The organism is Marinomonas sp. S3726 (genome assembly GCF_000967665.1).
GTDB lineage: Bacteria > Pseudomonadota > Gammaproteobacteria > Pseudomonadales > Marinomonadaceae > Marinomonas.
Map to the genome: position 1 here is coordinate 181,126 of NZ_JXYC01000011.1, position 11,491 is coordinate 192,616.

Annotated in this window: 8 protein-coding genes; 3 read left to right on the plus strand and 5 right to left on the minus strand. The window is 40.5% G+C overall.

The window, feature by feature from the left end; all coding sequences use genetic code 11:
- Positions 1 to 125: 125 nt before the first annotated feature.
- A complete protein-coding gene (locus TW85_RS10265; RefSeq protein WP_046017014.1) occupies positions 126 to 1,772 on the minus strand; it encodes an FMN-binding glutamate synthase family protein in 1,647 nt (548 codons plus the stop codon).
- A 337-nt stretch (positions 1,773 to 2,109) separates the two neighbouring features.
- On the opposite strand from TW85_RS10265, the gene TW85_RS10270 reads away from it, so the two are divergent.
- Positions 2,110 to 2,847 carry a GGDEF domain-containing protein gene (locus TW85_RS10270; RefSeq protein WP_046017015.1) on the plus strand — a complete coding sequence of 246 codons (738 nt, stop codon included), beginning with the start codon at positions 2,110 to 2,112 and terminating at the stop codon, positions 2,845 to 2,847.
- A gap of 216 nt (positions 2,848 to 3,063) precedes the next feature.
- Here the strand turns inward: TW85_RS10270 and TW85_RS10280 are convergent, their stop codons facing one another.
- The 3 genes from TW85_RS10280 to TW85_RS10290 form a co-directional block, all read right to left on the minus strand.
- Positions 3,064 to 3,246 (minus strand): hypothetical protein, encoded by a 183-nt coding sequence (locus tag TW85_RS10280; RefSeq protein WP_046017017.1) that lies wholly within the window; start codon positions 3,244 to 3,246, stop codon positions 3,064 to 3,066.
- Positions 3,247 to 3,450: 204 nt separating this feature from the next.
- Positions 3,451 to 4,863 carry a sigma-54 dependent transcriptional regulator gene (locus TW85_RS10285; protein WP_046017096.1) on the minus strand — a complete coding sequence of 471 codons (1,413 nt, stop codon included), beginning with the start codon at positions 4,861 to 4,863 and terminating at the stop codon, positions 3,451 to 3,453.
- A gap of 147 nt (positions 4,864 to 5,010) precedes the next feature.
- Positions 5,011 to 6,609 carry a transporter substrate-binding domain-containing protein gene (locus TW85_RS10290; RefSeq protein WP_238326198.1) on the minus strand — a complete coding sequence of 533 codons (1,599 nt, stop codon included), beginning with the start codon at positions 6,607 to 6,609 and terminating at the stop codon, positions 5,011 to 5,013.
- Positions 6,610 to 7,096: 487 nt separating this feature from the next.
- Here TW85_RS10290 and TW85_RS10295 point away from each other — a divergent pair, with 487 nt between their 5' ends.
- Both TW85_RS10295 and TW85_RS10300 read left to right on the plus strand, forming a co-directional pair.
- Positions 7,097 to 8,071 (plus strand): TAXI family TRAP transporter solute-binding subunit, encoded by a 975-nt coding sequence (locus tag TW85_RS10295; RefSeq protein WP_046017018.1) that lies wholly within the window; start codon positions 7,097 to 7,099, stop codon positions 8,069 to 8,071.
- A gap of 231 nt (positions 8,072 to 8,302) precedes the next feature.
- Positions 8,303 to 10,921 (plus strand): TRAP transporter permease, encoded by a 2,619-nt coding sequence (locus TW85_RS10300; RefSeq protein ID WP_046017019.1) that lies wholly within the window; start codon positions 8,303 to 8,305, stop codon positions 10,919 to 10,921.
- Positions 10,922 to 11,109: 188 nt separating this feature from the next.
- On the opposite strand, the gene TW85_RS10305 is transcribed toward TW85_RS10300, so the two are convergent.
- Complete coding sequence (locus tag TW85_RS10305) at positions 11,110 to 11,460, minus strand: HopJ type III effector protein (protein ID WP_046017020.1); 351 nt, start codon at positions 11,458 to 11,460, stop codon at positions 11,110 to 11,112.
- Positions 11,461 to 11,491 lie beyond the last annotated feature (31 nt).

Sequence of the window (11,491 nt, forward strand, 5' to 3'; positions counted from 1 at the left end):
TTGGTGTTAGCGAATTTCATATTATTCACCCTTTTTATAAATCAGTATTCAAATATCCTAATTTATAAAAAGGGTCTAATAAACATCGATTACTGAAACTGAGTGTTTCAATAATTGTCTAAAAACTAAATGTTTTTAATTTTTAATTCAGGTGGTGGTAATTCATGTGAATCTTCAACATAGAAACTATCGCTATGCGCACCTTGCCACCATTGTTGCCAAGGGTAAGGGAGATTTGGGTGAGTGATTAGTTCTCCTTCACTTAATGTAGGTATCATAACGCCTAAAGAGATACTTAAGCTATAGCTGGTGCGTCGTTTAATCATGTTAGCAGTTAATTTCTTTGGGTCTTCTAGACCTAAACTGCCGACTAGCTCAAAAAAGCTGTGTAAGGTGTTTCTTTGAAAGTTAGCGACTCTTGATGCTTTAGCTTCAATGTCGATTGCCTTACCTCTAACAGGGTCTTGGGTCGCAATGCCTGTTGGGCATTCATTGGTATTACATGACTTACTCTGAATGCAACCCAAAGCCATCATCATGGTACGAGCGGCATTAACTGTATCTGCACCTGCTGCAATCTTACTTAAAAGGTCAAAACTAGAGGCTGTTTTGCCTGATGCTATGATTTTTATCTTGTGTCTAATGCCACAGCCAATCAGCATGCTATTAGTGAGGTAAACAGCATCTAGGCAAGTCATGCCTAGGCGGTTAGAAAACTCTACTGGTGCTGCGCCTGTTCCGCCTTCTGCCCCATCAACGGTTATAAAATCTGGGTAAGTGTCCATCTCAAGCATGGCTTTACATATGCTTAAAAACTCAGCGGGATTTCCAAGACACAGTTTAAAGCCTATCGGTTTGCCTTCACTTAAATCCCTAAGCTTTTGAATAAAGGTTAATAATGCTTTTGGGTTTTGGCACTCTGGGTGGGTTGAAGGGGAAACACAATCTCTATTTTTCGGGATGCCGCGTACTTGCGCTATTTCATCGGTGATTTTGGCTTTAGGCAACACTCCGCCATGACCTGGTTTTGCGCCTTGAGATAGCTTTATCTCAATCATTTTTATGGATTTGAGTGTGGCTGTTTTAGCAAAACTTGTAGGGCAAAAATCGCCATCATGAGTACGACAGCCAAATAACCCGGATCCTATTTGCCAAACTAAATCACCACCATGCTTTAAGTGATAAGGGCTAACGCTGCCTTCACCTGTATTGTGGCTAAAATTTCCTTTGTAGGCGCCTAGATTAAGTGCTTCGATTGCTTGGCTGCTTAAGGCACCAAAACTCATGGCTGAAACATTTAAATAAGCTGCGCTATAAGGCTGTAAGCAATCAGGACCACCAATGAGGACCCTTTGTTGTGCTTCTTGCACTTCTTTAGGGGCAAGTGAGTGCCAAAGGCTAAGGTAGTTTTCTTCTAAAAGCTCTCTTTGAGTACCAAAGGCAATAGTGTCTCGAACATTCTTAGCTCTTTGGTACACCAGGCTTCGCTGCTCTCGATTAAATGGGAGCTCTTCGGTTTCACTGGCTACAAAATACTGATGAATTTCTTTGCGAAAATTCTCTAGAAAGTAGCGGATATAAGCTGTTACTGGATAGAGACGGTTTAAACTGTGAGGACTATAGAAGATGTCATAAGCACCAACTATTCCATAAGCTAGCGTAAAAATTAAACTTATTAAGGAAATACCTGACCCTGAAAAGCTAAACCAAATGAGGGTTATCGTGTTGCCTAAAAGCGCTATGATCCAATAACAAATTTGCATTAGGGTCATCTTTATTTCCTTCTATTTAGAGATTAATAACTAATAGTAGTATCTGCGTTAGGTCTAAAGTGGATGTGATTAAGTCACCTCCCTAGTGTGACTTAAGTTAAATTCAAGACTAAGCTCTATGATAAATAAAAGTCGATTTAGTTCGAAATTTTGTTTAGTTGTTATCAAGTAGGAGCTTCATATTAAGTGCATACTGTTTTGTTAAATATATAACATAATGCGTATTTAACTATGTTTATCAGTTACCTACACAATTAAGAGCGATATATAAAATAACAAGGATTGTGTTTTTTGCCCCATTAAATACTGACATGAGTCGAAATGCGGAAGAGAATGAATGAACTTGTTAACTACAAAACAGGTAGTAGTACGTATACTGGTAATTATCTTTATTGTTGAGCTGATAATAATGTTTATTCTTCAGCTGATCCCTCACAAACTCAGCTCTTTCGCTGAGGCGGCACTCGATGCATCTATTTTAACTTTAGTGTCATTGCTCCCTATTTACTTCTGGGTCATAAAGCCCTTTGTGGACGCGAGTCAGGGAGCAATGTCACGGATAGAAAAATTGGCATTAACTGACCCTCTGACACAGTTAGGTAATAGGCGCTACTTCCTTAGTTGTATGGAAAAAGTTATTTCAAGTAACAGTCGCTATAAAGAGCAAGCTGCAATCATATTAATAGACCTAGATGGCTTTAAGAAAGTTAATGATGAGTTCGGCCATGAAGCGGGTGATACACTTTTAATCGAGGTCGCTTCTAAATTGCAAAGCCTTATTCGGCAAGAAGATGTTGTCGCTAGGTTAGACGGAGATGAATTTGTCATCTTGTTGCAGCGGATGTATGGCAATAGCTTAGTTAATCGGGAGATTGCCCAGCAGATAGGAATAGAATTGGTAGGTTTAATTAACCAGCCTGTACGCTATAAAGATGTCACCCTTACTGTTGGTGCAAGTGTTGGTATTAGGTTGATTGATGGTGATGAAAAAGATGTGGATGCACTTATTCGTGCGGCAGATGTCGCTATGTATCAAGCCAAAAAGCGAAATACACATAAAGTTGCCTTTTCGTGAGCTTTTTTGGATGATTTTTAGAGGGGAGCTTAGTGCTTACAATGCACTGTAAACTTAGGTCGTTAGGCTTGCTTGCTCAAGATACAAAAAAACCGATCAACGGGGAATTTGATCGGTTTTTGCTTTTTTCTTCAATATTACTTTTCACGATTTACTTACTTTTTCTTTATTACACTAAATTCATTAAAGCACAAAAAAGTAGAAATAACAGAAAAATTAATCTTTAAAGTGTTTAGAGTCTTGTTCTTGCTGCTTTTTTGCCTGTAGCTTGCGACGCATCTCTTCTTCGGTTTCTATGCGAATAGGCTTTAAAGATTGCGTTTGGGCTTGCTTACTAATGTTTTTTGCCAACACGAATATAGCCAAGCAAACTGCTGAAAACATCATAAATTCGATCATATTGGCGTACTCCAGATTCTTAAACTTACTTTTACTATGACTGAATCATGGATGAAAAGGTTCAATAGGTAAAGTAAGAAAATTATGTTTTAAGTAATTTTTCTATGGGTTAAGTTAACTTATATAAGGCCAGTATGCGTTTATTCAAGGGTGAGTCCATTACGGGCTATTTCGATATAGCATAAAATAGCCCAGTTAAATGGCTTAATCTTTCATATTTTTAAGGCGCTTACTTAAAGCCGGTTGAGAGACTCCAAGCATCCGAGCGGCTAAGGATTGATTGCCTTGTGCACGACTCATGGCTTCTAGTACGAGTTGTTCTGCCATTTGAGTTAGCGTTGGGATAGGCATGTTTGGGTGAAAGCTGACCCCTTCACCATCATCTAGCTTGAGTTTGTCGTTATCAAATAGATGAGTAAAGCTTGAGGTATCTAATGTTTCCCCGTGGCTTCTGCTTACCGCATCATATACTAATGCTTTCAGTTCACGGGCGTTACCTGGAAAGGTATAACCGCTTAATAGTAAGGTCAGGCTTTTAGGGACTTTGAGATGCTTTTTATCTATGTCATCACAAGCGAGTTTGACAAAATGATCAATCAGTAAAGGTAAATCAGAAAGCCTTTCACGTAGGGGGGGGATTTTAACCTGATGGGTTTTAAGGCGGAAAAATAAATCTTTTCTGAATTTACCTTCATCTTGTCTTTGCGCCAAATTTTGATGTGTTGCAACTATGACTCTGGCTTGAATGCGCTTAGGTTTATCACTGCCCAGTGGGTAGTACTCGCCTTCTTGTAGTAAACGTAACAATTTAACCTGAGAAGCTAGGCTCAAGTCACCAATCTCATCTAAGAAGAGGGTGCCTCCAGCTGCTTTTTCGACTAGGCCTGGCCTTTCTTTATCGGCACCGGTAAATGCTCCACGGCTGTGACCAAACAAGGTATCTGCAAAAATATCGTCATCAAGGCCCGCGACATTTACCGTGACTAATTCGCCTTTGCGAGCACTAAGTGAATGGGCCACATTGGCAAATAGCTCTTTACCGACACCACTTTCGCCACAGATCAGAATAGGCTGATTGGTTTTTGCAATAGATTCTAGGTACTTAAACACAGACCACATCGAAGAAGAGGCCGTAATAATGGCATCAAAGAGCTCAGGTTTTTGTAGTTCAGTGGTTAAAATTTGGCGTCTTAAAACCTGATTTTCTATGCTGAGTTCCTGAGTGCGTATTGCTCGTTTTATTCCCTCGATGATCTGGCTTTGTTCTGTGGTTTTAACAAAGTAATCAAAAGCTCCTTGTTTCACACAATCAACCGCAGCTTCGACCTGATTAAGACCGCTGATGATAATAATGCAAACATCTGGGTATTCTTCTTGGAACCAAGTGAGTAGATCCCTACCAGAGAGTTCTGGCATGGTTAAGTCTAATAAAACCAAACCTGCATTTAATTTTCTCATCAGCTCTGGCACTTTTTTTGGCTCAGAACAGGTGTGAATGTTGGTGATATCATTACGCTCTAATGTAAGAGACATACTACGTAAAAAAGATGTCTCATCATCAACTAGTAAGATAGGGAATTGTGGGTATAAGCTTGATTCTGAGTCTGAAACTAACATGTCATTAATACTTCTTTTAAAGTCAAAATGGATGTAATTAATAGGTGCCAAAGAGAGTGGAACATTTAATGTGCCCATTATTCCCTAACTTGGCAGCAATCACACCCGTTTGTGTCTCTTTGTTTATTAACTTAGGTTATTTATTGTTTATGGCATATAACAAGGCAAGCTGATAGTAACAGTCGTACCTACTTGTTTAACTGAGTCAAATTTCATACTGCCTTCATGGGCTTGCACTATGCTAGCAGACACAGATAAACCTAAACCTGTACCACCTTGTTCACGTTTAGTGGTGAAGAAGGGGTCAGTTAATCTAGATAGTAAAGCGTCGTCAATACCGCTACCTTGGTCTTCAACCTTGATGATAATACGAGTCTGATCGACGCTTAGTTTGCTAGATACTCTAATTCTCTGAGTTTTGTTTTCTAAAGCATCACAGGCATTAATGATCAGGTTTATCATAACCTGCTCAATACGCTGAGCGCTGCCCATAATAAAGAGATGATTGTTTTGTAGTTTAAGATCAAACTCATCAGTGGCGCTACGTATGGATTTATCAACCAATCTCACTGCAGTCTGAATAACCTTGTTAACATCAACCTCTTGTTTAATCTCATCGGGCTCTGAGCGAGCAAAATCTTTTAAGTCATTGACTATGTTTCTGATACGTATCGTACCTTGATCCATTTCATCCAACAGATAAGGTAGCTCCTGTTTAATGCGGTTAAAGCTTAAGCCGGCAAGTTTAAATTCACCATGCTCTTCTGCATGTGCCTCTAACTTAGGAAGTGCGTCGACCCAGGCCTCTTTTAGTAGAGGTAGGTTAAGCATCAACAAGCCTGTTGGGTTGTTAATCTCATGGGCAACACCCGAGACTAAAACCCCTAAAGAAGCCATTTTATCGGCTTGAATTAATTGTTGCTGTTGTTGGTGTATCTGAGAAGAGCGCTTTTCTACTTCTTTACGTAACATTGAATTCCACACCACAATGCCGACTAAACTTAGTAGAAGAAGGCTAACTGCAATGCCCGCAATTTGAGCAATAATGTCCCAAGGTAAGCCTTTCTTTTCCAATGACCCCAGCCACTTTTCATAAATCTCCTGTTGGCGTCCTGTGTTTTTTAAGATGGCAAGACCTTCGGTAAAACGAGAAATGAGCTCTTCATTTTTAGGGAGTACACCATAGCCTAAGCGCTGGCCTTGAACAGGGCTCCCTATTGGGTAAATATTATTTAGCCCCATCTCTTTGGTGAGATATAGACTTGGTAGATTGGCAATTAATGCAAAGTCACTTTTTCCTGCTGCTAGCTGCCTAAGTGCTTCTAGATGTGTTGGTGCTGGTACTATGATGGCACCTATGTCCTCATTGACTAAGTACTCATGCATAATGCTGGCATTCTGTACTATGACTTCTTTGCCACTAAGCATGCTGATATCAGCAATCTTAGGAGAATCGTCTCGAGCAAAAATAGATTGATTAACAATGGAGTGAGGTGGCGAGAATAAAATTGTTTGGGCCCGAATCACTGAGTAGGCAATGCCTTGTAATACATCCACATCGCCTTGGTACAAGCCTTTTAATGCTGTCTTCCAATCACTCATGCGAAACTCAACTTCAAACCCCATCAAGTCAGCAATCGCAAGGGTTAGCTCGACATTATAGCCATCAGGTTCACCGTACTTATTTACAAATTCATAAGGAGGGTAACTGTGATCTGCACCAATAATAAATACAGGTTTCTTCATTTTGATCACTGTATTGGCATCTTCATTTGCCTGAAGAGGGGATGCTAAAACCGCAAAAAGCAAAACTTGGAGATAAACAATTATGCTTAATAAATTGATATTTTTTGACGGCATCATTAATGGGTAAATTCGCAGATTAGGATGTGAGTATGTTAACCAGTTGCAAATCATATGAAAAGCGAACATTTATTAAGTCTAAAAATGCTCGCTCAAAAAACTATAACAAAAGTTATAGCTATAGCTTTTATTATAAATCTCTTGTTAATCAATGATTTTAAGGCTTTAGCAGAACTTAATTTATTAACTACAGATATTAAAAAGAAAGGGGTATAACTTTTATTATAATACTATTAACTTAAAGTTACATGTTAAAATAAATAACAAATCCTTATAAAACAGTATCTTATATCTATTTTTGAAAAGTTGGCATTCTGGTTGCTATGTAAGGCCCTGTTAAACTGAATCACATAAAAATAACGAGGATACTATGACTATCAAAAAAGCAATTTTGAAAACTATGCTGGCTCCAGCTCTTGCTGGCGCGTCTGTACTAGCTATGGCTGCTGGTGATAACTTTATCTCTATCGGTACTGGTGGTGTTACAGGTGTTTACTACCCAGCTGGTGGTTCTATTTGCCGTATGTTAAACAAAGAGCGTAAAGTTCATGGCATCCGTTGTTCAGTTGAATCAACAGGTGGTTCTGCTTATAACGTAAACAGCATTCGTTCTGGTGAACTAGAATTTGGTGTTGCTCAATCTGACGTTCAAGCGGCTGCTCTAGCTGGTGTTGGTCAATTTGCTGATAACGCTTACCCAGAGCTACGTTCTGTATTCTCTATCCACCCAGAGCCTATTCACATGATGGCTCGTGCTGATTCAGGCATCACTACTTTTGAAGATCTTAAAGGTAAGCGTGTAAACATCGGTAACCCAGGTTCTGGTAACCGTGCCATGATGGAACTTCTAATGGCTGAACGTGGCTGGACTAAAGAAACTTTCCGTATTGCTGCTGAGCTTAAGTCTTCTGAGCAAGCGCAAGCGCTATGTGATGATAAGTTTGACGTAACTATCTGGTTGTCTGGTCTACCTAACGGTTCTGCTCAAGAAGCGACGACAACTTGTGACGTAAACATGGTTCCAATGAATGACCTTGTTTCTAAAGCAATCTTGAAAGAGCACGGTGAATATTCTTCTGCAATCATCCCAGGTGGTATGTATGCAGGTAACGAAGAAGATATCGAAACATTTGGTCCTAAAGCGACTTTGGTAACTTCTACTGACGTTCCTGAAGAAGTTGTTTATCAGTTGACTAAGTCTGTATTTGAAAACTTCAACTCTTTCAAACGTCTACACCCAGCATTCAAACGCCTATCTCCAGAAGAAATGGCTAACACTGCACTAGTTGCACCTCTTCACCCTGGTGCTGCTAAGTACTACCGTGAAATGGGTTACATCAAGTAACTCATATCCAAAAGGTTAATATCAGCCTGCTAAATTCGCTTTAGCAGGCTGTTTTAAGTTTTTGTAAAGTGAACGACATGTTCGCGCCCCGCGTTAAGTAAGTTTCTACCGTTTTTTAAGTTTTGGGTGGCTGGGCTAAGTCTGACCTGACATAGGTCTGGCCACTCTTTTTTATTTGCGTTTGTTAATTCTATATAGATTGCCCTTTAGGTAATCCTGCTGGAGCCTAGTATGACTAGTGATGCGAAAGTATCTCCCACTTCGGAGCATCTGGACGACCTCATCGCTGAGGCAGATACGGGAAATCGACAGCCAAAAAGTCGTTTTGCCGTTGCTTTACTGTTTTTATTACCCTTAACTTGGTCCCTTTATCAATTATGGATTGGTTCACCACTTCCTTCTCAAATAGGAATCGGTTTTTTAAACGATACTGAATCAAGAGCCCTCCATTTGGCATTTGCTGTCATGCTTGCCTTCCTTGCCTTTCCTGCTTTTAGTAAAAGCCCAAAAAACCGTATTCCCTATCTAGATTATGCTCTGGCTCTGGTTGCTGCGTTTTGTGCTAGCTATCTTTATTTATTCTACGAAGATTTATCTCTTCGTCCTGGCCTACCAACCACATTAGATTTAGTTGTTGCTGGTATTGGTATTGCCCTTACACTAGAAGCGGCACGTCGCTCTCTAGGGCCACCACTTATGGTGGTAGCACTTTTCTTCCTTGCGTATGTTTTTTTCGGTGATAGTCAATATGTACCGGATATTTTACGTTGGAAAGGGGCTTCAATTGAAAAAGCTATGACACACATGTGGCTAACCACAGAAGGTGTGTTTGGTATTGCCCTTGGTGTATCTTCTGGCTTTGTATTCTTATTTGTTCTATTTGGTGCGCTATTAAACCAAGCGGGTGCAGGTAACTACTTTATTCAAGTTGCCTTTGCCTTACTTGGCCACATGCGCGGCGGCCCTGCGAAAGCAGCGGTTTTGTCTTCTGCCATGACAGGTCTAATCTCTGGTTCTTCTATTGCAAACGTAGTGACAACAGGTACTTTCACTATTCCGCTTATGAAGAAAGTAGGCTTTAGTGCTGAGAAAGCGGGTGCTGTTGAAGTATCTTCCTCTGTTAATGGGGTAATCATGCCGCCAGTAATGGGTGCGGTTGCTTTCTTGATGGTTGAATATGTAGGTATTTCTTATATTGAAGTGGTTAAGCATGCCTTCTTACCGGCGACTATTTCTTATATTGCTTTGCTTTACATTGTTCACCTAGAAGCGATGAAGAGTAATATGCAAGGCTTGCCACGTAGTACTCCTGCTCGCCCTTGGAAGATTCAACTACTACGCTCTGGTTTAATTACCGCAAGTATGTTGATACTCGCTGGCGTGCTTTACTATTTTGTACTTGCAGTTAAGTGGGTATTTGGTGACCTTGCCAATATCGCGCTGCTAGCCTTTGTTGTATTCGGTTATTTTGGCTTGTTATACCTTTCTGCTAAAAAGCCAGATCTAGCGATGGAAGATGCGAATGCAGAAATCGTACGTCTACCTAAGTTTGCTGATATTTATCAGTCAGGTTTGTACTATCTAGTACCGCTTGTATTGTTAATCTGGTTCTTGATGGTAGAGCGTAAGTCACCAGGTTTATCTGCTTTCTGGGCATGTATGTTGATGGCATTTATTCTGTTTACACAAAAGCCTCTTAAAGCTTGGATGCGTAAGCAGGGTGAGATTAAAGATGCATGTTTTGATGGTTTAGTCGATCTTGCTGATGGCCTAAATACAGGTGCTCGTAACATGATAGGTATAGGTGTTGCGACAGCAACAGCGGGTATCATAGTAGGTACAGTTACTCTGACAGGTATTGGTCAAGTAATGGCTGAGTTTGTTGAGATAGTATCTGGTGGTGTGCTTATCATCATGCTATTGATGGTTGCGCTAATCAGTCTTGTACTGGGTATGGGCTTACCAACAACAGCTAACTATATTGTTGTTTCTTCTTTGATGGCTAGCGTTGTTGTGGAACTTGGGGCTCAAAATGGCCTAATCGTACCGCTAATCGCTATTCATATGTTCGTGTTTTACTTTGGCATAATGGCGGATGTGACCCCCCCGGTTGGTCTCGCCTCATTTGCCGCGGCGGCTGTTTCTGGTGGTGATCCCATCAAAACAGGTTTCACCGCCTTTTTCTATTCGATGAGAACGGCACTACTGCCTTTCCTATTCATCTTTAATACAGACTTGCTGTTAATTGATGTGACATTTGCACAAGGGGTAATGGTATTTATTGTTTCCCTCGCTGCTATGTTGATCTTTGCCGCAGCGACTCAAGGCTACTTCTTCAGTAAGAGCCGTTGGTATGAATCTGCATTATTGTTATTGGTTGCATTTACCTTGTTCCGTCCAGGTTTCTGGTTGGATCAAATTATCGAACCTTTTGAGGAGCGCGGTGCAACTAGCATGATGGCTTATATTGATGAATCACCAGAGTTACAGCAGCTACGTATTTCTGTTGAAGGTGAAAACATCGATGGTCGTTGGGTGAGCAAAACAGTAAACATCCCAATTGCTAAAGGAGATAATGCAGTAGATCGTTTGTATGACGGTGCTGGTATGGAAGTACGTGAAGAAAACGGTGCTATCTATATTGATAACCTAGTGTTTGGTGGTTATGCAGAAGCGCAAAAACTGGATTTTGATTGGCAAGTAACTCGCTTCCAGTTAGAAACAGAAAGGCCTGCTAAAGAGTGGTTCTTTATTCCTGCCTTCTTACTTGCCTTTGCAATCATGAAGATACAAAAAGGCCGTCGTGAAGAAGATGAAGCGAAAGGTAATGCGACAGCAAACCTAGGCTAGTTTAGCTAGAAGTTGTTATTTGCCTGCGAGTCGGAGGGCTTGCTCGCAAGCTTCCTCACGATATCCATAAAAAAACCTAGTGCTGATTTACTCGGCACTAGGTTTTTTTTGCTCACAATAAATGATGAGCGAGCTATCTAACAGATCAAAATCCCCCTTCCTAGCATAAAGCGGGAAGGAGGTTTTAATTAAGCTTTAGGTGTCAGTGAGATAGACTCAAAGTTTACGCCGTCCCAGCCATGGATCATGAACTGGCGAATGTTTTGATGATCTTCCCCTTCAGGGTTTTGCAGAACGTCTACTCGATAAAAATCACCGAATAGCTGTAATGTATCAGTTGCATCTAGGCTATGTAGCTTAGCAAAGGTGAAAATCTTGCAAGAGCCATTGTTTTGGCCTGCTTCATTTTTTTGCTCACCATTTTGAAAGCTTGCTGCCTGAAACTGGTACTCATTGTCTATGGTTGCCATAGTGTCAGTGAAGTCGATCTCTTCAGGTGTACTTTTAACTTTTTCAATTAATTCACTGCTATGTAACATGTTAAGTCCTATCTTGTGGGGATTTAAAAGA

Coding starts and splice junctions, on each gene's coding strand:
- TW85_RS10265 (WP_046017014.1), bottom strand. CDS start 1,772: ATGACCCTAATGCAAATTTGTTATTGGATCATAGCGCTTTTAGGCAAC.
- TW85_RS10270 (WP_046017015.1), top strand. CDS start 2,110: ATGAACTTGTTAACTACAAAACAGGTAGTAGTACGTATACTGGTAATT.
- TW85_RS10280 (WP_046017017.1), bottom strand. CDS start 3,246: ATGATCGAATTTATGATGTTTTCAGCAGTTTGCTTGGCTATATTCGTG.
- TW85_RS10285 (WP_046017096.1), bottom strand. CDS start 4,863: ATGTTAGTTTCAGACTCAGAATCAAGCTTATACCCACAATTCCCTATC.
- TW85_RS10290 (WP_238326198.1), bottom strand. CDS start 6,609: ATGAAGAAACCTGTATTTATTATTGGTGCAGATCACAGTTACCCTCCT.
- TW85_RS10295 (WP_046017018.1), top strand. CDS start 7,097: ATGACTATCAAAAAAGCAATTTTGAAAACTATGCTGGCTCCAGCTCTT.
- TW85_RS10300 (WP_046017019.1), top strand. CDS start 8,303: ATGACTAGTGATGCGAAAGTATCTCCCACTTCGGAGCATCTGGACGAC.
- TW85_RS10305 (WP_046017020.1), bottom strand. CDS start 11,460: ATGTTACATAGCAGTGAATTAATTGAAAAAGTTAAAAGTACACCTGAA.